The sequence below is a fragment of the Colwellia sp. MB3u-41 genome, assembly GCF_014076845.1.
Taxonomy (GTDB): domain Bacteria; phylum Pseudomonadota; class Gammaproteobacteria; order Enterobacterales; family Alteromonadaceae; genus Colwellia_A.
The window spans coordinates 384,042-405,447 of the sequence record NZ_JACGUT010000084.1 but is presented as its reverse complement, the minus strand read 5'-3'; the positions used below and the strand labels follow the sequence as shown (position 1 = coordinate 405,447).

Genomic DNA, 21,406 nt, shown 5'->3' with positions numbered 1-21,406 from the left:
TTGCTACTATTTTAACGCTATTTTACGCGCTAACCAACTAATATTATAGTAAACCTTAATTAGCAAACCAATAAGGATTAATATCTTCACGATAGCTTACAATTTTAAGGCTTTGCTCTGTAACTTGTATTTGGATCATGCCCTGCTCAGCCGTTGAATATTGATTAACCTTCAATTGCTGATAACGTCTAAGCACCGTTTTATTCGGCATCTTCCAACGGTTCATAAATCCGGCGCTAAATATAACAGCGTCGGGTGAAACGCCTTTAATAAAGCGAGTACTTGATGACGTTTTTGAACCATGGTGTGGCGCCACAATAACATCTGCCTTTAATTTTATACCCAGCTCGTTGTTGGTGACCAATAACCTTTCCACTTTACGAGAAATATCCCCCGTTAGTAGCACATTATATTTACCATCAGAAATGTTGATCACACAAGAATTGTCATTTTCTTTGTCTTGAATAACAGCAGGCCACAACACAGAAAAAGTTAAACCTTGCCAAGCAAAGTCATCGCCTTGCTTACAACTTTGTATTTCAGGGAAGTTATATTTACCAAGGTCTTCTAACGGCTGATTATATTTTATTTCATTCACACTTATTTTATTTATAGCCATTTGTTTATCGATAAAAGCTAAACCGCCGGCATGGTCATTATCGGCATGACTTAAGAGTAAATAATCGATAGTCGTGATACCTCGATACTGTAAATAAGGAAAAACAACACTTTCTGCCAAATTAAACCCACTCGGATAACTTGCCCCCGTATCATATAAAATAGCGTGCCCATTTCGTTCGATAACAATCGATAGTCCCTGCCCTACATCTAGCACACTGACTTGCCAATCATGACTTTCTTGATGATACATAAAATAGACAAAGCTAAATGAAGAAATAAGTAAAATAGATGTACCTAATGTTTTTTTGGGTAACGCTAAGAAATAACTCACAAAGGTTAAACCACTCAGCGCTAAAATTATAACTAATGTTTGATGGCTAACCTCAATAAGTAGCCATGGTTGACTCGATAAATAACTCAGCCATTGCCAAATAAAGTCTAAAGATGAGAGTGAAAGTGCAAGAAAAAACAATGCCAGCGTTTCACTAAAAGGCATAGCAACGACAGACAATAGGCATAGAGGGATCGCGGTAAAGCTCATCCAAGGTACTGCAACAATATTGGCAAGTAGTGCTGAAAGCGGTAATTGATAATTAAGTAAAGCAGCGACAGGTAACATAAATAAAGTTAACCCGAGCTGCACAATAAATAATGAAGAGAGCCAAGCTTTTGTTTTAGCTAACTTACTGTGCCCCGATGACGATATCAATTTTCGACATCGCCAAATGATCAACAGTATCAAGGTTACGGCATAAACACTTAACCAAAAACTAACGCTAAATAAACTAAACGGTGACAACAAAATAATACAAACGATACTCAGTAATAACCAACGTGTTATTGTTAGTTTAACCGCCAATAACTTAGCACCGATAAAGATTTGCATCATGACTAATGCACGAAGTGTTGGCAAAGAAAAACCAGCAAGATAAGCATAAAATAATGCAATTAGGCTACTAAAGGCAAAAACGACGAGATGACTATTTTTTTGTACCAGCCAAAAAGTAGCTTTTTGAGTTAACAGTAAATGAAAGGGAAGGTACCGAAAGCACATCACCATTAAGGCATAAGCCCCACTGGCAATTAAGCCTAAGTGTAATCCAGAAATAGCCATTAAATGCTGTGTTCCCGTTGCTTGGAGAACTTGCCATTGCTCAGGAGTTATTTTTCCACGCTCGCCAAAAGTCAGTGCAAAAATAAAATGATCCATCTCACTTTTGAATGCCAGCGAATTTATTAATTCATTAAGTTGTAAGTAAAGTTGTTGCCGGTAACTCGGCTGTGCTTGAATTAATTTATTTGTTAATGTGTTTTTCACATATCCCGTAGCATGCAGTTCCTTTTGTCTCAGCCATGTTTGATAACTAAAACCACCAACGTTTGCAAAACCATGGGCAGGTTTAATACGCACGTTAAGCTGCCATTGCTGACCTTGTTTAATCGCTTTTGTTTTCGTTAAACTACTGAGTTCAAGTGACTTATGATCCCAGCGAAGACGAATTTTTATATTTTTTTTAAGTTTTTGTTGATTAACTTCTTCAACAATAAAATTAAAGCGTGAGACGTTCTTTTTGATTTTTTCATTTTTTGTATTCTGACTTAACGTTTTTGGTATGTTGGCAATAACACCTTTTACTGTAATTGTTTTACCAAAAAAAGCGGTGGGATCAATATCATTAACCTGCCATATATTTTGATAGGCGAAACCGGCACTAAGTACCCATGCACAGCCCAAAAAAAGACCACTATAAATACGTAACCTTTTGATGAGACAAAAAATGACAGCAAAACAAAAACAAATATAAATTTGAGAAATATCTGGTACTATCGGTAAGAATAGTGACAAAATAGCACCTATAAAAAATGTTAATAGCCACCGTTCCATAGTGATTAGTTTCCGTATCTGTCTAATAGATAAATAAAGCCGAGATGATATAAGAAAAGTATATGCCTAAAAAAATCTTCAAGCGTTATATGCCGGATCACAACACCATAAAAAATAATAAACACTTACAAATTTTCGGTGTCTTATTGCATAACCCCAACTTATGGCATTTAAACCGCAATTCAGTCGCAAAAGCCTTTGCCGTAGGTTTGTTCTTTGCTTTTATCCCGGTACCTTTTCAAATGGTTTTAGCTGCGGGTTTCGCTATTATAGTACATTCAAATTTACCTCTTTCTGTTGCACTCGTTTGGATCACTAATCCATTAACGATTCCAGCCATTTTTTATGGTTGTTACATGGTAGGGATTTGGCTGTTAGACCGCCCAGAAAAGGAATTTGTATTTGAAGCTAACTGGCAATGGCTACTAGACAGTTTGTCGACTATAGGGCCAGCATTTTTACTCGGTTGTGGCGTACTAGCGGTGTTTTTTTCAATTTTGGGTTACTTTTCTATCCATGGCTTATGGCGATATTCAGTAATAAAACAATGGAATAAACGCAAAAAAAGATCATTAAAATAATAATAAAAAGAAAATAATACGTTCATCCTGAACATGAAAAAGCATAGCTAAAAAGTGTAAAAACCTGACTACATTTGTCCTAACACCTGTGCTGGCTCAACCTTAGTCGCTTGCCAAGCAGGGTAAATAGTCGCCAGCAAACTCATCAGTAAAGCAGTAACTACAGTGGTAATTACATCAGCTTGTCTTAAGTGGGTAGGTAAAAAATCAATAAAATAGATATCACCTGATAATACTTTTACGTTAAAAAGTGTTTCAATTGCAACCACAATCTCAGTTAAATTTAGCGATATAACAATACCTAGCATCGCGCCAACTAAACAGCCAACAACCCCATTTACGAGGCCTTGAAACATAAAGGTCGCCATTATAACTGGGGTCTCTGCGCCCATAGTTTTTAGAATAGCAATATCACCTTTTTTCTCATTCACTGCCATGATAAGTGTCGATACAATATTAAAGCTTGCGACTGCTATCACTAAGACCAAGACAATAAACATCACCAAACGCACCAGTTGTATATCATTGAAAATATGTCCTTGTGTTCTTGTCCAGTCGTGAATAGCGACATAATTATCAAAACGATAGGCAACATCACGAATCACCTCTGGCGCTTGGAAAACATTAGCGACTTTTATTCGTATTCCCTGAACTTGCCCCTTTTCTAGATTGACCATTTTTTCAGCATGAGCTAGTGAAAGATAAACTGAGTTGTCTACAATCGTACCGCCAAATTTAAAAATACCAACCACCTTTACTTGGTGTTTTACCGGTATAGGAAATTTAGCACTTGCTTGATTGTCATTTTTTTGGGCAATAACATTAGACAATAAAAGTTGCAGAGAATCGCCTAATTCAAGCTGTAATTTTTTTGCAACACCTGAGCCAACAACAACCCCTACTACTGGGTTCTCAGTGTTTTCACTCTCGGCAATCGCTTGCCAACTTCCTGCAACCATATAATCAGCAATAGTAGAGACTTGCTGCTCTAACTTAACGTCAACACCGCGTACTTCAACCGCTTTGAGTTCACTGCCATGTTGCATCATCCCTGTTAATTTAATAACTGGCGCTGCTGATACCACTTGCGGATGTTGCTGAACTTTAGCGACATGTTTTTGCCAATTATCAATCGGCGTATTAATGGCAATTAGCTCACCGTGAGGAATAACAGACAATAGATGTTGCGCTAATGCACGTTCAAATCCATTCATTGCTGACAACACAATAATCAGCACCATGACACCAAGCGCTATACCAATAGTAGAAGACGCTGATATAAAAGAAGAAAAGCCGTTACCGTTTCGGCTACGAACATAACGTAAACCTAAGAATATACTTAATGATTTTGTCATCGAAAAGCCTTAACGTTCAAGGGGCGCTAAACGCCCGTGCGCTAAACGCAATTGACGATCCATTCTAGCGGCAAGTATTAAGTCATGGGTCACAATAACAAAACTGGTATTCACCGTTTTATTTAGATCTCGCAATAACTGATAAATCTGCTCAGCCGTATCAAAATCTAAGTTACCTGTGGGCTCATCAGCTAATATTAATGAGGGTTTAGTTACTAAAGCACGAGCAATGGCAACACGTTGGCGTTCACCCCCCGAAAGCGCTGAAGGTCGATGCTCAAAACGATGACTCAAACCTACCTGTGTTAACATTTCTCGAGCTGACGCTAAGGCCTCTTTAGGAGAGTCTCCGCGAATAAGTAATGGCATAGCTACGTTTTCTTCTGCAGAAAACTCCATCATTAAATGATGAAACTGATAAATAAAACCTATATGTTTATTACGAAATTTAGCCCGTTTTTTTTCAGATAATGTGTGAATGTCAACACCACTGATGATCACTTGCCCAGAAGACGGAGAGTCTAATGCTCCCGCGATATGCAAAAAAGTACTTTTGCCACAACCAGAACTCCCCACTATAGCGACAAGCTCGCCGGCTTCCACTGACAAATCAAGTCCATCTAATACTTTAGTTTCAATGCTACCTTGAAAGTATGATTTAGATAATTGCTGACAAAGTAAACCTTTACTCATTTCGTAAAACCTCGGCGGGCTGTGTTAAAGACGCTTGATAAGCGGGATATAAAGTAGCAACAAAACTCATCGCTATTGCTGATAAAATAATACTAATTACATTATTGATTGATAACTCGACAGGTAAAGACTGCCCTGCCCCAAGTAAACTCAACCCTAGTAGGTTAAAAATACTGTTTAAATTTAAGGTCAGTATTGAACCGACCACAGTGCCAATAGTGACACCCCAAAAACCATTAATTAAACCTTGGGTAATGAATATTTTAACCACCCCTATTCGGTCAAGTCCGAGTGTTTGTAAAATACTAATTTCCCCTCTTTTTTCAATAACAACCATGACTAGGGCAGAAACAATGTTAAACGCAGCAACCGCAATAATTAAACTCAACATTAGCCACATCATATTTTTTTCCATGCGAACAGCAGAGAACAATGCACCTTGGCTATCGCTCCAAGTAGTAAAAGCATATTGCGGATATTGAGTTTTTAAAGTACTTACAACTTGCTCAGCGGCAAAAGCATCATCAAGATATAAACGAAGTTTTTCAACGCCATCACCTTTTTGTCGATGCAGTTTCGCGCCATCTTTACTGTGAATATAGACAAGGGTTTCATCAACTTGCGAGCCTACACTAAAAACACCAGCAACAGTAAATGTCCGCTGTACTGGAATTCTTCCCATAGGGGTAAAGACCGTTTTATTAGGGAGTGTTAATCGAACGAAACCACCCAGGTCTACATCAAGTTGTCTTGCTAAAGCTCGCCCAATAACCACTGAGAACGGCTGTTCTGACAAATGGTTTAAACTTCCTGATAGCATCGAGGTATTAACAATATTATGTTGTTCAAATTCAGGCATTACCCCTTGAATGAGAACGCCACGTAACGCGCCAGAATTAGCTTGTATTAATGCTTCACTTTCCAGAAAAGGCGTAACGTGTGTAACGTTAGGGTGCAGTAATAGCTGCTCCCGAAGTGTTTGCCATTGTGGTAAGGAAACTTGTTTGTTCTGCTCTGATTCGTCTGCCAGCACAATATGAGGGACCAACCCGAGTATCCTACGTTTTTGTTCCCCTTCTAAGCCATCCATTACGGAAACAACCGTAATCAAGGAGGCAACTCCAAGTACAATGCCTACAATTGAAAAAAAAGTGATAAAGGAAATAAATCCTGAACTTTTGCGACTTCGACTATAGCGAAGCCCAATGAAAAAACTGACGGGCTGAAACATTAAATAAACTTCATCTTTTGTGTTATACCAATTGCACTTGTTACGTGCTCATTTTCAAAGGGCCTAATACCCTATGGTTTTTTGGTTTTTCCGTTTTTACCGTAATAGTCGGCTATAACTCAATCTAACTGGTTGTCGTTGATAGTTTAGGCTCATTAGTTCTGTCACCTTAATTTAAATGGCATTTAAGAAGGAAATACTCACTTATATAAGGGGTTAAGCATATCACAGCCGATGTTTTATTTGGCAGGAAAAATCCCGTAAGTAAACGTAAAAAAAAATTCAAGTAGTAATAATTATATAATTTTCAGGGAATTACAATAAGCTCAGCGTTATCTATCCATGTAATGTACAAAATAAAATACGGGGTTGCTCAAGCATTATGTAAAAATTCATGTCTGAATCTAGTAAATAACGCTGTAACCCTTTAATATCAATGCGTTCAATATTTTATAACAAATATTTTATAACAAATATTTTTAACTTAAAGATGAGACTTCAATGAAAACAATAATAACAAGTGCGTTATGTTCTTCGTTATTGTTGCTTGCCGCTTGCAACAACAATACAGAAAGCACTGATACAACGAAACAAGAAATGCCAGCCATGCAAAAAACAGCGTTGGCTTCAGGTATCGACAAAGCGAACATGGATTTATCTGTTCGTCCACAAGACAACTTCTACCGTTATGTTAACGGCGCATGGTTGAACAGTAATGAAATTCCTGGCGACAAAACATCTATTGGTGCTTTTTATGACTTACGTGATGAAGCCGATGACAATGTAAAAGTAATCATCGAAGAATTAGCCGCGACAGAAAACTTAAAAATGGGTAGCGATGAACAAAAAGTTGCTGACTTATTCCGTTCGTACATGAACACCGATGCACGTAACGCTGCTGGTATCACTCCTGTACAACCTTTATTTGACAGCATCAATAGCTTAAAAGATAAAGATGAATTAGCTACATTTTTTGGTGAAAATCAAAAAAATGGCGTAGGCAGCCCATTAGCCTTTTATATCAGCGTTGACGCAAAAGATTCAACTCGCTATGCCACACATATCTGGCAAAGCGGTCTAGGTTTACCAGACAAAGATTATTACTTTGATGAAACAGAGCGCTTTGCCGCATTACGTGAAGGTTATGTAGCTCACATTGAAAACATGTTCAATTTAGCGGGTTTGAAAAATGGTAAAGCTGCCGCTCAAACTATTATGGCAATTGAAACTAAATTAGCGGAGTTTCATTGGACAAAAATTGAGACTCGTGACAGCGATAAGCGTTACAATAAATTTGACGTTACTGACTTAAACACAGTGACTGATGCATTTAACTGGAACGCTTATCTTGCAGCTCAGGGCGTAACAGCACAAAAAGATATAATAATTAACCAACCTTCATTTGTTAAAGGTTTTGGCGAAACATTCGCTGCAACTTCGTTAGCTGATTGGCAAACCTATCTAACCTTCCACACATTAAGTAATTTTGCAGGTTCTTTAACCGCTGATTTAGATAATGAAAATTTTGATTTTTATTCAAAACAATTACGTGGTCAAAAAGAACAACGTCCAATGTGGAAACGTGGTGTTGCGGTTGTGAACAGTAACTTAGGTGAAGTTATTGGTAAAGTTTATGTAGGCCGTCACTTTAAACCAGAAGCTAAAACGCGTATGACACAACTTGTTGAAAACCTACGTGGGGCTTACGGCGCAAGTATTGATGAATTAGAGTGGATGTCTGATGAAACGAAAAAATCTGCTCACGTAAAATTAGCAAGTTTTGACCCTAAAATTGGTTACCCTAATAAATGGATAGATTACTCTGCCCTTGTTATTAAAGGTGATGATTTAGTAGGAAATAGCATGCGTTCAGGTGACGTTTCTCATCAAAAGGAAGTGGCTAAATTGGGTGGACCAATAGACAAGCAAGAATGGGGAATGACACCTCAAACGGTAAATGCTTATTACAATCCAACTAAAAATGAAATTGTATTTCCGGCAGCTATTTTACAACCACCATTTTTCAATTTAGCGGCTGACGACGCTGTTAACTATGGCGGTATTGGCGCTGTTATTGGTCATGAAATGGGCCACGGATTTGACGATCAAGGGAGTAAATACGACGGCGACGGTAACTTACGTAACTGGTGGACTGAAGCAGATTTAGCTGCATTTAAAGTTCGCACTGACGACTTAGTAACACAATACAATGGCTACTCTGTATTTGAAGACTTAAATGTAAACGGTTCTTTAACCTTAGGCGAGAACATCGGTGATTTATCTGGTGTAACTATCGCTTATAAAGCTTACATTGCCTCATTAAATGGTAAAGAAGCTCCTGTAATTGATGGACTTACTGGAGACCAACGTTTCTTCATGGGTTTTGCTCAAGTATGGCGTGGAAAGAAGGTAGAAAAATCGTTACGTAACCAGGTAGCGACAGACCCTCATTCGCCGGGCGAATTCCGCGCATTAGGCTCTTTATCTAACATGCCTGAATTCTACAAAGCGTTTAACATTAAAGAAGGTGACGCTATGTATATTGCTCCTGAAAAACGTGTAAAAATTTGGTAAGCAAAATATTGAGCTAAAGAACAATAAACGAAGACTAAGATGCCAACAAATATTGTTGGCATTTTTTATGACTTTACACTGACTAAAAATAAAATATAGCGGCACAAAGTTAACCGCATAAATAGTAAATCAACAGCCTTTAACACCTCTACATATTGTAAATAAATATAAATATCGTAAACTAGCTACACGTAAAGTATTTAGGGAATAAGGTGTAAACCTTAACTGTACCCGCAACTGTAAATTGTCTACTTTTTTATAAGGATTCAATGAGTCAGCATACCTAATGACTTTAATAGCAGAACTTTTAAGATCAATAAAATCGTGCGGGAACACGCGGTAACTTGCTACTCGTTAAGGACTATCCTTAACGCTAGCCTTGCCTTTTTTCCTCTTTAAAATCACTATAATCACAACAGGAATACTCATGGTTGACGAAACACAAAAAAGCGAAAAACATCAAGCGCGCATGCAAAAAGTGAAAGACAAAGTTGATGCTAGAGTTGATGCGGCAACAGATGAACGCGGTATATTAATTGTTATCACAGGCAATGGTAAAGGTAAATCAACATCAGGGTTTGGCACACTAACTCGTGCAGTTGGACATGGTTTGAATGCTGCCGCAATCCAATTTATAAAAGGCACTTGGGCTTGTGGAGAAAGAAATGTTCTTGAGAAACTTGGCGTTCCTTTTCATGTTATGGCAACCGGTTTCACTTGGAATACACAAGATAAAACCGCTGACATTACCGCAGCGAAAATTGTGTGGGAAGAAGCTAAGAAACTATTAGCTGATGAAAGTGTTGATGTTGTGTTACTTGACGAACTAACCTACATGCTGTCATTTAAATACCTTGATCTTGATGAAGTGCTTGATGCCATAGCGAATCGTCCCCCGATGCAACATGTGATAGCCACCGGTCGTGGTGCGCATCGTTCATTACTCGAACTCGCAGATACAGTCAGTGAAGTACAATCAATAAAACATGCTTTTGATAACAATATAAAAGCGCAAAAAGGCATTGATTGGTAAGAGAAAATCATTACTTATAAAGCCTAATATTCCTGCAAAAAATGACATATAGCAAGCAAGAACGTTTTATAAAACAGGATATCGAAGAACAGACTAAACATAAAAAAGCCCATGTAATATGGGCTTTTTTAAATGTTCAATGCTACCTGTTAGCGTTCACTAAACACAAATTCTATTTAAGCTTGTCGCAACATCTATAGATACTTTTTGCTGTTGCTCAGCATGTTGCGCAACAGAACTTAAGCCATTCGTTATATCTTGGCTCAATGAAGCAACTTCAGCCATATTCGTATTAACCGACGCTGTAGATTGCTGCTGCTGTTCAGTGCCACTCGCAATTTGGGACGTTAGCGCATTAACTTCATTAAACACACGCCCTATTTGTTCTAGCGCTTCAACAACTTCAGCAGAATGCGTTAAGCTGTCTTGTGTCAAAATTTGACCACGAGAGATTGCCGTCACTGCATTCGTTGATTTTTCTTGTAAACCTTCCACCATAGAATGGATTTCAACGGTTGCTTCTTGTGTTCGATGAGCGAGCGCTCTTACTTCATCTGCAACAACCGCAAAGCCTCGACCTTGTTCACCGGCTCTTGCCGCTTCAATCGCAGCATTTAAGGCCAATAAGTTTGTTTGATCTGCGATACCACGAATAACGTCAAGTACAGAACCAATATTAGAACATTCAGTTTGTAATAAAGCTAAATCGGTAGCCATTTCAGTAACTTCTTCAGAAAAAGCCTCAATTGTTTGCTGGCTGGTATTTGAGGAGGTCATGCCTTGCGATAAAATAGCAATGACTTGATTTGTTGTTTCGCTCACCTGTGAAGCGCTGTCTGAAAGTATGCTAGAGGTTGAAGCGACCTCATCAATAGAGTGTGCCATTAACGCTATTTGACGAGCAGAATCGTCAACGGCTTTAACGGAGTCGGTCATTTGTGTGGCCAGTAAAAAGGAACCTTCTTTTAATGATTCAGATTCCGTACGTAACTCCGCAAGCACGTCTGACAAGTTACCAATAAATGAACTGAGTTCATTCGTCACAGTGGCCAGTTCATCATTACCTTTGTCAATTAGCGGCCCAGGAGGTGCCTGTTTGGTACTAACGACAAGTGTAAGATAGTGTTGTAGTCTTGTTAATCGAGATGACAGCTGCTTTTCAATAAATATATACCCTGATATTAATTGGGCAATCACTAAAAAAGAGAGTATACCGATAACTGTTGACTGGCTTAGCTCATCAGTAAATAGCAGTACAAATAGCAGGGCTAATAATCCAACAGCCGCAGTTGGTATAAGTAATTTCACGCTTAAGCGAGTAAACATAGAGTATCCATCGTGTTAGTTTAAAAAACAGCCTAAATTTAAGCTACTTGGCTTTATTACGTTATAAATTACCTATTATTTGCTGTTTTAGCTAACAATATTTGTTAATTTTAATTATTGATCAAAAAAACCATTTTATTTTAGCTATCCTTAAACGAATTAATGGTTCATCACTCAGATAAAATATAAATAGGAAATCAATATATGTCTATCATCGCAATTTTTATGGGATATCGACTTCTAAAACTTTATACATAAAAACCACATCATCAAAAGCCTGACTATTGAACTTTTATTGACTCCATCTAAATCGCCGCCTTTTTTAGTTTACGGTTGCATTTAATTTTACTGAGTCAGAAGAATAAAACCAGATTTTTAACTATTTTATTCTTTACCTTAAGCACTTTTTTCTGTTTTTACTCGACTGTGTCGAACAGCTACCGTTGTCATTAGCCTGCTTACATTGAATTTCAATTGTGACGATTACACCTACGTTATTAACGAAAGAGATATACGTCATAAATAATTGATCTGACATTTTTCTTTCACTTCACTCGGTATTCTCATAAAATCAATCTATCGATTATTTATCAAGGTATTCCGTGACTTCTATTCAACATTTGTTCGATAATAATCAGCAATGGGCTGACAACATAAAAAAAGAAGACCCACATTTTTTTAAACGTTTGTCAGAACAACAAAAGCCAGAATATTTATGGATAGGATGTTCTGATTCAAGAGTACCAGCCAATGAATTACTCGGTATGTCTCCAGGTGAAGTTTTTGTTCATCGTAATATTGCTAACCAAGTTATTCATACCGATTTAAATTGCCTTTCTGTTATACAATTTGCTGTAGAAAATCTTAAAGTTAAACACATAATAGTGTGTGGTCACTACGGCTGCGGTGGAATTATAGCTTCAATTGATAATAAGCGTCATGGATTAATAGATAATTGGCTAGGGCATATTAAAGATGTCTATCGTTTTCACAAAGACCGTCTCGATGCCGTTGAAGATCACCAAAAAAAGGTCAATTTACTCTGCGATCTCAATGTGGTTGAACAAGTGGCAAACGTTTGCCATACCACGACATTAGTCAATGCTTGGAAAAAAAACCAAGACGTAACTGTTCATGGCTTTGTGTATAATTTACACGACGGTATTTTGAAAAATTTAAATGTCTCTTGCGATGGAAAATAATTAATGACCTTAACGATACCCGATGCACCGATAAAAAAACAACCTTTCTCTTGTGGTGAGGTTGCCTTAGTTGGCGCAGGTCCGGGTGATCCTGAATTACTGACCTTACAAGCTTTTCGCTTTATCAAACAAGCGGAAGTTGTTATTTATGACCGCCTAGTAAGCGCAGAAATTTTAGCGTTATTACCTGAAAATTGTGAGCGTATTTATGTGGGGAAAAAACAAGCTGAGCATCGAGTACCTCAAGATGATATTAATCAGTTATTAGTTGATCATGCGAAGCAAAATAAAAAAGTATTACGTTTAAAAGGTGGCGATCCATTTGTTTTTGGTCGGGGTGGCGAAGAGGCACAATTTGCATTAAAACATGATATTGCCTGTCATATTGTGCCTGGAATGACAGCGGCTTCTGCATGTACAAGTTATGTTGGCATACCTTTAACTCATCGACAAGTTGCTCAAAGTTGTACTTTCATTACCGGCAATGTACAAAACAACGGGGAATTATCACTACCTTGGCACACCCTCACTGATAATAAACAAACTGTCGTTTTTTACATGGGCATTAAAAGTTTACCGATAATTAGTGAGCAACTCATTAAAGCCGGTCGTATAGCTTCGACGCCAGCAGCCCTTATCTATAAAGGCACAAATCCTGAACAACATGTTTACCGAGGCACTTTAGCAGGGTTAAATCATCTGGTTGAGTTGCATAACATAAAACCACCAACGCTGGTGATTATTGGTGATGTTGTTAACACTTTTGATGAAAAACACTTAATAAATTTAGGTTATTTATCACCAAAATAATAAATGGGCAGTAAACTTCACGCTCAGTGCTTCACCACTATTGATGATATTTTACCTTGGGCTTAACATTCCCCTGATAAAAATCGTAATCACTTTAAATGACAGGAATAAATACTATGCAGGGAACCGCCAATTTCTCAAACTCCGTATTACCAAGTGAAGATTTACCACACTTAACTAAGCTGAGCTTTGAACATTTATCCCCCCTTTATGCGAAAAGTAATCGTTATATCAGTTTATTTTCTACACTTTTTATTATTTCAGTATTATTTATAGCTCTACTACAACGTTTTATTCCGCTATCGACGACGGCAAACAACGTTGTTAGTTTTTTTATTGGGGCTACAGCCCTAGTGGGTTTTATCAGTACTTTCTACACTATTGTTGCTGACAAACAAAAGTTTTATGCACTTCGTGAACAAGATCTTAGCTATAAAAGCGGTGTTGTTTTTCGTAAAACGGTTAGCCAACCAATGTTACGTATTCAACATGTAGAATTAAAACGTGGCCCTATTGACCGTAAAATAGGTTTAGCTACACTACAGGTTTTCAGTGCAGGTGGCGCAATGCACACATTTGAAATTCCGGGGTTACCACTAGAGAAAGCGGAGAGCATTCGCCAATTTATTCTTGACCACAAAGATGTTAATCATCATGGATAAATCAACAGAAACCCTAAATAACAACTCAGATGCGACAACGCAACCGAATAAAACGATAAAAAACACTAAAGATTGGCAACGTATATCACCTATCGCTATTATTTATTTTTTAGCTAAATTTGTTGCTGGATTTTTAAGTAATATCCTTGTGTTCTTACCCGCATTATATATTGGCTATGATAATTTTATCGCGCATCCCCATCTATGGCTGCCTATAGGTTTAGGCGTGCTCGCGGTTATCATTACCTCTACCTTTTTAAGTTTTTATTTCTTTCAATACCGGTTATATCAAGATCATATTGAAATACGTTCGGGGGTAATTTCAAAGAAATACGTTAACTTGCCTTTTGCTAAAATTCAAAACGTAAAACTTGAGCAACCTATATATTATCGACCTTTTGGCTTTACTTGCTTACAACTTGATACAGCAGGCTCTGCGAAACAAGAAGCAAAGGTCGTCGCCTTAAAAATAGATTTTGCAGAACAACTTAAAAAAGAAATTTTAGCTCAACACCAAGTTGCCCATTCGACTATCGCGGGTGAAAGTACCAATACAGTAAAAGATTCAACTTCAAATAATAAAAACAATGAAGTGATTTTAAATACTCGTGGTATCACTGATCTTGTTATTCATGGCATAACCAACAACCGAATTTGGATTTTTATGGGCGGTTTAGCACCATTTCTTGATGACTTTGGACGATATATTGTTGAGTTTTTTAACGGTTTAGGTATTGACCTCGAAAAATTCCTTACCTTTTCAGATAAGCCGATGTGGCAAATTGGTTTATACGCACTGACCTTAACTTTTATTATTTTATTACCTTTTACGCTATTCTCTATTGCAGGTTCTATTATTACCTTTTACAACTTCACCTTAAGTAAGGTAGATGACCGTTATATTCGTCGCAGTGGGCTATTAACCAAATATGAAGTGATCATGCGTTTATCACGTTTACAAATGGTGGTTCGCCAACAAGATTGGCTTGATGTGATACTAAAACGTATTAACCTTAAATTTGAGCAAAGCAATAGTGCATTAAATCAATATCAAGCGAGTGCGCAAAATAGTCGTATTATTGTGCCGTCAATCAACCCAAATGAGTGTTTGACCTTAATAAACGATGTTTACCCTAATAATAAGATGATGAGTATCGATTACCACCGTATTAGCAAACGCTTTTTACTGCGCAATATTGGTTATATTCTTTCACCCATGTTTATTCTACTTTCCGTTCTTTTTATCACCCTTGATAAAGCTAATTTTTTAATGGTGTTAACGCCCAGTTATTTATTTATGAGTGTATTAGTTTTTATGCGCTGGCTACGATGGGGCTATGCTAAAGATGATGATTTAATTTATATTCGTAAAGGCTATTTTGGTGTCGACTATACCTGTTTTCCTATTTTTAAAACTCAACAAGTTCAATGTAAACAAAGTTGGTTCCAAGAGCGTCACCAGCTCAGTTCAATAAGAATCGTACTCGCTGCAGGCGCTCAGGACATTCCTTTTATCAAGCAAAAGCTTGCTTATCAATTACTCGACGATGTGCTTTACCAAGTAGAAAGCAGTCAAAAGTCTTGGATGTAGGCCTTAATGAATAATACTAAAATATTTATTATCGGCTTACCTCGTTCTGGCACCACCAGTATTTGTGCAGCAATGCTTGAGCTAGGCTATACCGTTGCGCATACCGCTTATACACAAAAAACGTTTGATCAAGCACAAGTCATTGCCGACACCCCCATCTTTGCTGACTTTAAACGTTTAGATAAATTTTATCCTAACAGTAAATTTATTTACTTAGCGCGAAAATCTGACCAGTGGTTACCCTCAATTAAACAGTTGCTACAACGTATGTATATTAATGTGACGCGTGCTGACGGTGGTTTTAATACTATTATTAAACGTTGCTACGTAAGTACATTTTCACCTTTTACATTAGAAAATATCAACAATGACATGTTTTTAGCCCGTTGTTACTTGCAACACAACCATGAAGTGCTGCAATATTTCTCTGAGCGCACGCAAGACTTACTCACAATAGATGTTAGCCAGCCAGCGAGTTACCAACAATTGATCAGTTTTTTATCAATAGCGCAAGGGAGTAATACAGGGATTTTTGAAAAGCTCAATAGTGGTGGAAAAGTTACCGCATGGAAGGATTTAAAACATGAGCGAAAAATAGAGTCAACCAAAAATGGCCGCATGAGTTTATTAGACTATTTAGAATTGTCAGCAGAATAACAACAGCACATTGAGTTTTATAAACATAAAATCAACATGCGCTTTTTATGAATTTTACAAGGCTTCAATTTCAGCAAGTGCTTGGCTAAATTCAGCTAGGTCTAATTCAACGTACTCATTATCCTCAGCTTGATTTGATTCTTCTAGCCAATTAATACCCACAATAACGCCGTCTTCACCAAGGTCTTCAAGCCAAAACTCTAACCAGTCGCTTAACGTTATTTTAGTCGGTACATATGCTTGCCACTCATCAATACAATGTGTTTGAGCAAGTGCTTCGCTTGACCATAATGGCATAACGTCAGTGTTTTCAAAGTTAATTGAGTCAAGTACCACCCAATCTTCTCCTGACTTTTCTTGCAGTGCCCAAAACGATTGTGCGGTTTTAACGTCGGCTAAAAAGGTGCTTAAAATTGTTGTATTCATAATTATTTATATCAATTAAGTGATGAGCAGGCATTAATTATCTCACACCGTACTCGCTTCTAACATAACAATTTATGATAAAAAGGACTTTAGGATTATCTGTTAGGCAAACACAGCCGCGTAAGTTACGCGGCGTAAAAAACATTTGCAAGAGAGTAACAAACGTTTGGTTTAAGAGCTTTGCCCCTAAAAAATACTATCATGTAAAGCTTTTCTGTAATCATAAAAACTCATATAAACCCCATGATTCTTCAATTAGTATTATAAAATTTCATCTTTATCGTAATAATGTTATGCATGCGAGATATTAATTACCGGTTAATCTTTAAGTACTCCCTTCGCCAAAGCGAATAGTAACGTGTTAATTTTAATGAGGTGTCATTGATATAATAAGGGTTTAAATGCGTTGATCTTAACGTTAAAAGAATTAAAGCACTCACTAAGAAAATCAACTTTCATAACGCCTTTATCCCCACCTTATTTTAAGGTGCATTCCTCATAAATAGAACCATATAAAGCACCCAAAGACATAAATAAAGCTTGATCTAAATCAAGAACAGTTTAAACTTTCAGAAATTACTGAAAGTTCAGAAAACACAATTATGATAATGACAACTAAAATTGAATCGTTTGTTATGCACTGTGGTGAAATGGGCAGTCGCTGGGGCTTTAACCGTACTGTTGGTCAAATGTATGGCCTACTAACCATTCATGACGAACCACTTACCGCGCTACAAATATCTGAAGCACTCAATATCTCTCGTGGCAATGTCAGCATGGGTATTAAAGAATTACAGTCTTGGCGGTTAGTACAAGTTCAGCATAAACCTAAAGACCGCAAAGAATATTACTCGCCTGCTGGGTCTATCTGGGAAATGGCAATACGCATATTTGAAGAGCGTCGCAAACGTGAAGTTGACCCAACACTATCATTGCTACGCGATAATTTATTAGACGAACCCGCCAACTCTCAAGAGCAATATGCACAAGAAAGAATGCATGAAATGCATGATCTGCTGGAAACTATGACTCATTGGGCTTCAGAGCTACAAAGTATGAGCCCTGATAAACTCAACACCCTGATGAAGCTTGGGGCTGGTGTAAGCAAAGTTATAGATATGAAGGATAAGTTTATGAAAAAAAGCTAAAAAACACTTTACTATTTTTAACCATTTAAAAGCATCCAAAGTGGTAAAAATTATCACGTTAATACGTTAATCCTATTAACACATAACAGTGTTCAAACGGATTTATGGAGTAAATCATGTTAGAAACCTTAATGCTCTCACGCATACAGTTTGCCGCTAATATTAGTTTTCATATTCTCTTCCCCACAATAACCATCGCTCTTAGCTGGTTTTTGTTTTACTTCAAATTACGTTTTGATCAAACAGGTGATCCCGTGTGGATGCGCGCATACCGTTTTTGGGTTAAAATTTTTGCCCTCACCTTTGCAATAGGGGTAGTTACCGGTATTACCATGTCGTTTCAATTTGGGACCAACTGGCCAAAGTTTATGGAAACTGTCGGTAATATTGCTGGTCCATTATTAGGCTATGAAGTGCTAACCGCATTCTTTTTAGAAGCTGGCTTTCTGGGGATTATGTTATTTGGTATGAATCGAGTGTCCGCTCGAATACATACGCTATCAACGTTAATTGTTGCTTTTGGCACCAGTTTGTCGTCCTTTTGGATTTTAGCGCTCAATTCTTGGATGCAAACCCCTCAAGGCCATGAAATGCGAGATGGTGTAGCCTATCCAGTTGATTGGTTCGCTATTATTTTTAACCCATCGTTCCCTTACAAATTATCTCACATGCTTGTTGCATCAGGTTTAACCGCCGCCTTCTTGGTAGCAGGCATTAGTGCTTATCGCTTACTAAAAGGTGACGATAAAAAAGCGCCTAAATTAACTCTCAAAATAGCATTAACCGTAGCGGCTATACTTGCGCCTACCCAAATATTTCTAGGCGATATGCATGGTTTAAATACGTTAGAACATCAACCACAAAAAATTGCAGCAATGGAAGGCATTTGGCATACCGAAAAAGGAGCGCCTTTATTATTATTTGCCCTACCTGATGAAGAGCAGAAGACCAATCATTTTGAAATCGCAATCCCTAAGATGGCAAGCTTTATATTAACGCACGATTTAGATGGCGAAATAAAAGGCTTAAACGAATTTGAAGGTAATCACCCCCCCGTTGCGCCTGTGTTTTTTGCTTTTAGAATTATGGTGGGCTTAGGTATGCTGATGCTTGCTATCGCTTGGCTTAGCCGCTTTATATTATGGCGCAAAAATCAATTATCTCCTTGGTTGTTAAAAACCCTTGTTGTGATGAGTTTTTCTGGCTGGATAGCGACATTAGCGGGTTGGTATGTCACTGAAATTGGCCGCCAACCTTGGTTAGTAACAGGAATTTTAACGGTGAAAGATGCTGCGACTGATATAGCACCAGAAAACGTAGGCATTACGCTAACGCTTTATTTGGTTTTATACGTTGTGATTATGGTTGCTTATTTACACACCATTTTCACTATGGCTGGACGTGCCATTGAAATAGAAGAAATCAGTATTGATGAACAGGTTAAGCCGGTAATTAATACTTCAAAAAACACGGTTGAGGGCTAGATTATGTTTGAAGAATATACATTAGCAATCATTTTTGTCTCATTGATGGGCTTTTCAATTTTACTTTATGCGGTATTAGATGGCTTTGATTTGGGGGTTGGCATATTGCTCCCTCTTGATCAAACAGACAACGCCGATACAATGATAGCGTCAATTGGCCCATTCTGGGATGCGAACGAAACTTGGCTGGTACTCGCAATTGGCTTATTGCTTATCGCATTTCCAGCAGCACACAGTTATATATTTAAAGAATTATACTTACCAACCGCAATTTTGTTAATTAGCTTAGTCTTGCGCGGTGTGGCTTTTGATTTTCGTGCTAAAGCCGCCTTTAGCCATAAACCTACTTGGAACAGAGTCTTTAAAGGAGGCTCACTGGTTGCCTCTCTAAGCCAAGGCTATATGTTAGGCATGTATGTTATGGGCTTTGAAAGCACTTTAGCCGCTTACAGCTTTAGCTTATTAAGTGCCTTTGGTGTTGCTGCCGCTTATAGTTATATAGGGGCGTGTTGGTTAATTATGAAAACTGAAGGCGAGTTACAAATACAAGCCGTTGCTTGGGCTCAAAAAACAGCTTTGGTTTGTTTTATCGGTGTTATTTCGGTATCGCTCGTTAACCCATTAATAAATCCTAATGTCTATGACAAGTGGTTTTCTTTACCTAATGCATTCATAATATTACCTTTACCTTTTATTTGCTTTGCGCTGTTTATTTTTAGCTTTATTCAATTGAAGCAGTTACCTAAGGTCAATGATAAAGGTTGTTGGCGCCCGTTTGTAGCTGCGGTTGTAATATTTACTTTATGTTTCTTTGGTTTAGCTTTTAGCTTTTTCCCTTATATTGTGCCAAATAAGCTGACTATCTGGGAAACAGCCTCAGCACCTGAATCTTTAAACTTTGTTTTGTGGGGCACTATCATTGTGGTCCCGGTAATATTTAGTTATACCGCGTTTTCTTATCGAGTATTTTGGGGCAAGGTAAGAGAGCTAAGATACCATTAACGGTTCATCTTATAACTTAACGTGAGTATCAATATAGAGTGGATAAGCTATTACGCCTAAGTATCCATTCATCGTTTTATCCTTTGGCTGTTCCCATCAGCTTTCATTAGGCAATAAAAAGCCGAGTATCATACTCGGCTTTTGGTTAAACACTCATAGTCTTAATCTGAGTTAAGGTGTCATCTCTTCTTGATCTGCACCTTCTTTGTCAATAACTTCTGGTATCAAATCTTCTTTAGAAATACCAAAAGCAAGCGCAACAGAACTTGCTACATAGATAGACGAGTAAGTACCGACAAACACACCAAATAATAACGCGGTTGCGAAACCATGAATAAGCTCACCACCTCTAAAGAATAGCGCAGCGAGTACTAATAACGTCGTTATTGACGTGATAAACGTACGACTTAACGTTTGCGTTAATGAAATATTGATAACATCTGCCGGACCACCTTCACGTAACTTCCGAAAATTTTCTCGAATACGGTCAGAAACTACGATGGTATCATTGAGTGAATAACCGATAACCGCGAGAATTGCCGCGAGTACTGTCAGGTCAAACTCAAGTTTTAACACCGAAAACAAACCAAGCGTTAACAATACATCATGAAACAACGCAAACACCGAGCCTAAAGCAAAACGCCATTCAAAGCGAAATGCTACGTAAACAAGAATACAGATCAGTGCGGTTAGCATCGCTAAACCGCCTTGCTCTGCTAATTCATCGCCAACACTGCCGCCAACAAATTCTATACGGCGCATTTCCATTTTTTGCCCTGTGCCTTTTTGTAAAGCACTGAGTACTTCATTGCCAAGCATCTCAACGTTTAAACCTTCACGCTCAGCTAAACGAATAACCACATCACGACTACTGCCATATAACTGCACAACAGCATCGGGATAGCCACTATTGTCCATGACTGCACGAATTTTATTTAAATCAGCGGCTTTCTCAAAACCCACCTCAATTAACGTACCACCCGTAAAATCTAGGCCGAAGTTTAATTTATTGGTCGCTAATGAAAATACTGAAGCAAGCATCAATAAAATACTAAATATCAATGCTCCCTTGCGGTAGCTCATAAAGGCGATAGTTTCTTTTACTTGTAAAATTTGCATAAATAT

18 protein-coding genes and 1 riboswitch are annotated in these 21,406 nt (G+C 37.8%); of the genes, 11 read left to right on the top strand and 7 right to left on the bottom strand.

Translation table 11 applies throughout. The features are described from left to right. Positions 1-55 precede the first annotated feature (55 nt). A complete protein-coding gene (locus H4J73_RS18460) occupies positions 56-2,506 on the bottom strand; it encodes a DNA internalization-related competence protein ComEC/Rec2 (protein WP_182181941.1) in 2,451 nt (816 codons plus the stop codon). A gap of 62 nt (positions 2,507-2,568) precedes the next feature. Between H4J73_RS18460 and H4J73_RS18455 the strand changes: the two genes are divergently transcribed. Continuing rightward, positions 2,569-3,087: a DUF2062 domain-containing protein gene (locus tag H4J73_RS18455; protein WP_182181940.1), complete on the top strand. Its 519-nt coding sequence runs from the start codon at positions 2,569-2,571 to the stop codon at positions 3,085-3,087. A gap of 68 nt (positions 3,088-3,155) precedes the next feature. Here the strand turns inward: H4J73_RS18455 and lolE are convergent, their stop codons facing one another. From lolE to H4J73_RS18440, 3 genes are read right to left on the bottom strand one after another with little or no spacing between them, the layout of a single operon-like run. Continuing rightward, complete coding sequence (lolE, locus tag H4J73_RS18450) at positions 3,156-4,442, bottom strand: lipoprotein-releasing ABC transporter permease subunit LolE (protein WP_182181939.1); 1,287 nt, start codon at positions 4,440-4,442, stop codon at positions 3,156-3,158. A gap of 9 nt (positions 4,443-4,451) precedes the next feature. Then, on the bottom strand, positions 4,452-5,135 hold the full coding sequence (gene lolD / locus H4J73_RS18445; protein ID WP_182181938.1) for a lipoprotein-releasing ABC transporter ATP-binding protein LolD: 684 nt from the start codon (positions 5,133-5,135) through the stop codon (positions 4,452-4,454). Next, a complete protein-coding gene (locus tag H4J73_RS18440; protein ID WP_182181937.1) occupies positions 5,128-6,366 on the bottom strand; it encodes a lipoprotein-releasing ABC transporter permease subunit in 1,239 nt (412 codons plus the stop codon). The genes lolD and H4J73_RS18440 overlap by 8 nt, the downstream gene beginning before the upstream one ends. A gap of 501 nt (positions 6,367-6,867) precedes the next feature. Here H4J73_RS18440 and H4J73_RS18435 point away from each other — a divergent pair. Further along, positions 6,868-8,940, top strand: coding sequence for a M13 family metallopeptidase (locus H4J73_RS18435; RefSeq protein WP_182181936.1), 2,073 nt, complete (start codon positions 6,868-6,870; stop codon positions 8,938-8,940). Between the two features lie 161 nt (positions 8,941-9,101). Then, positions 9,102-9,246, top strand: a riboswitch (cobalamin riboswitch). Between the two features lie 121 nt (positions 9,247-9,367). Further along, on the top strand, positions 9,368-9,973 hold the full coding sequence (gene cobO, locus H4J73_RS18430) for a cob(I)yrinic acid a,c-diamide adenosyltransferase (RefSeq protein ID WP_182181935.1): 606 nt from the start codon (positions 9,368-9,370) through the stop codon (positions 9,971-9,973). A 159-nt stretch (positions 9,974-10,132) separates the two neighbouring features. Here the strand turns inward: cobO and H4J73_RS18425 are convergent, their stop codons facing one another. Then, positions 10,133-11,299: a methyl-accepting chemotaxis protein gene (locus H4J73_RS18425; protein WP_182181934.1), complete on the bottom strand. Its 1,167-nt coding sequence runs from the start codon at positions 11,297-11,299 to the stop codon at positions 10,133-10,135. A 602-nt stretch (positions 11,300-11,901) separates the two neighbouring features. Between H4J73_RS18425 and can the strand changes: the two genes are divergently transcribed. The 5 genes from can (at position 11,902) to H4J73_RS18400 (ending at position 16,221) form a co-directional block, all read left to right on the top strand. Further along, the gene (can, locus tag H4J73_RS18420) at positions 11,902-12,501 is read left to right on the top strand and encodes a carbonate dehydratase (protein ID WP_182181933.1); all 600 of its coding nucleotides are present in this window, start codon (positions 11,902-11,904) and stop codon (positions 12,499-12,501) included. Between the two features lie 3 nt (positions 12,502-12,504). Next, complete coding sequence (cobA, locus tag H4J73_RS18415) at positions 12,505-13,311, top strand: uroporphyrinogen-III C-methyltransferase (protein WP_182223344.1); 807 nt, start codon at positions 12,505-12,507, stop codon at positions 13,309-13,311. A 116-nt stretch (positions 13,312-13,427) separates the two neighbouring features. Then, the gene (locus tag H4J73_RS18410) at positions 13,428-13,973 is read left to right on the top strand and encodes a PH domain-containing protein (RefSeq protein ID WP_182223343.1); all 546 of its coding nucleotides are present in this window, start codon (positions 13,428-13,430) and stop codon (positions 13,971-13,973) included. Then, positions 13,966-15,564, top strand: coding sequence for a PH domain-containing protein (locus tag H4J73_RS18405; RefSeq protein ID WP_259366512.1), 1,599 nt, complete (start codon positions 13,966-13,968; stop codon positions 15,562-15,564). The genes H4J73_RS18410 and H4J73_RS18405 overlap by 8 nt, the downstream gene beginning before the upstream one ends. Positions 15,565-15,570: 6 nt before the next feature. Beyond that, complete coding sequence (locus H4J73_RS18400; protein ID WP_182181929.1) at positions 15,571-16,221, top strand: sulfotransferase; 651 nt, start codon at positions 15,571-15,573, stop codon at positions 16,219-16,221. Between the two features lie 54 nt (positions 16,222-16,275). Here the strand turns inward: H4J73_RS18400 and H4J73_RS18395 are convergent, their stop codons facing one another. Continuing rightward, complete coding sequence (locus tag H4J73_RS18395; RefSeq protein ID WP_182181928.1) at positions 16,276-16,647, bottom strand: DUF2750 domain-containing protein; 372 nt, start codon at positions 16,645-16,647, stop codon at positions 16,276-16,278. Between the two features lie 602 nt (positions 16,648-17,249). Here H4J73_RS18395 and H4J73_RS18390 point away from each other — a divergent pair. From H4J73_RS18390 to cydB, 3 genes are all read left to right on the top strand, one after another. Continuing rightward, positions 17,250-17,795 carry a GbsR/MarR family transcriptional regulator gene (locus tag H4J73_RS18390; RefSeq protein WP_182181927.1) on the top strand — a complete coding sequence of 182 codons (546 nt, stop codon included), beginning with the start codon at positions 17,250-17,252 and terminating at the stop codon, positions 17,793-17,795. A gap of 116 nt (positions 17,796-17,911) precedes the next feature. After that, positions 17,912-19,279 (top strand): cytochrome ubiquinol oxidase subunit I, encoded by a 1,368-nt coding sequence (locus tag H4J73_RS18385; RefSeq protein ID WP_182223342.1) that lies wholly within the window; start codon positions 17,912-17,914, stop codon positions 19,277-19,279. 3 nt (positions 19,280-19,282) lie between these two features. Further along, positions 19,283-20,281 (top strand): cytochrome d ubiquinol oxidase subunit II, encoded by a 999-nt coding sequence (gene cydB / locus H4J73_RS18380; protein WP_182181925.1) that lies wholly within the window; start codon positions 19,283-19,285, stop codon positions 20,279-20,281. A 171-nt stretch (positions 20,282-20,452) separates the two neighbouring features. On the opposite strand, the gene secF is transcribed toward cydB, so the two are convergent. Then, positions 20,453-21,400, bottom strand: coding sequence for a protein translocase subunit SecF (gene secF / locus H4J73_RS18375; RefSeq protein ID WP_182181924.1), 948 nt, complete (start codon positions 21,398-21,400; stop codon positions 20,453-20,455). Between the last annotated feature and the right edge of the window lie 6 nt (positions 21,401-21,406).

Bases quoted from the DNA above. Each gene is read 5' to 3' on its own strand.
- H4J73_RS18425 (WP_182181934.1), bottom strand. From the start codon at position 11,299: ATGTTTACTCGCTTAAGCGTGAAATTACTTATACCAACTGCGGCTGTT.
- cobA (WP_182223344.1), top strand. From the start codon at position 12,505: ATGACCTTAACGATACCCGATGCACCGATAAAAAAACAACCTTTCTCT.
- H4J73_RS18405 (WP_259366512.1), top strand. From the start codon at position 13,966: ATGGATAAATCAACAGAAACCCTAAATAACAACTCAGATGCGACAACG.
- lolE (WP_182181939.1), bottom strand. From the start codon at position 4,442: ATGACAAAATCATTAAGTATATTCTTAGGTTTACGTTATGTTCGTAGC.
- cobO (WP_182181935.1), top strand. From the start codon at position 9,368: ATGGTTGACGAAACACAAAAAAGCGAAAAACATCAAGCGCGCATGCAA.
- lolD (WP_182181938.1), bottom strand. From the start codon at position 5,135: ATGAGTAAAGGTTTACTTTGTCAGCAATTATCTAAATCATACTTTCAA.
- H4J73_RS18410 (WP_182223343.1), top strand. From the start codon at position 13,428: ATGCAGGGAACCGCCAATTTCTCAAACTCCGTATTACCAAGTGAAGAT.
- cydB (WP_182181925.1), top strand. From the start codon at position 19,283: ATGTTTGAAGAATATACATTAGCAATCATTTTTGTCTCATTGATGGGC.
- H4J73_RS18395 (WP_182181928.1), bottom strand. From the start codon at position 16,647: ATGAATACAACAATTTTAAGCACCTTTTTAGCCGACGTTAAAACCGCA.
- H4J73_RS18390 (WP_182181927.1), top strand. From the start codon at position 17,250: ATGATAATGACAACTAAAATTGAATCGTTTGTTATGCACTGTGGTGAA.
- secF (WP_182181924.1), bottom strand. From the start codon at position 21,400: ATGCAAATTTTACAAGTAAAAGAAACTATCGCCTTTATGAGCTACCGC.
- H4J73_RS18460 (WP_182181941.1), bottom strand. From the start codon at position 2,506: ATGGAACGGTGGCTATTAACATTTTTTATAGGTGCTATTTTGTCACTA.
- H4J73_RS18385 (WP_182223342.1), top strand. From the start codon at position 17,912: ATGTTAGAAACCTTAATGCTCTCACGCATACAGTTTGCCGCTAATATT.
- H4J73_RS18435 (WP_182181936.1), top strand. From the start codon at position 6,868: ATGAAAACAATAATAACAAGTGCGTTATGTTCTTCGTTATTGTTGCTT.
- H4J73_RS18455 (WP_182181940.1), top strand. From the start codon at position 2,569: ATGCCTAAAAAAATCTTCAAGCGTTATATGCCGGATCACAACACCATA.
- H4J73_RS18440 (WP_182181937.1), bottom strand. From the start codon at position 6,366: ATGTTTCAGCCCGTCAGTTTTTTCATTGGGCTTCGCTATAGTCGAAGT.
- H4J73_RS18400 (WP_182181929.1), top strand. From the start codon at position 15,571: ATGAATAATACTAAAATATTTATTATCGGCTTACCTCGTTCTGGCACC.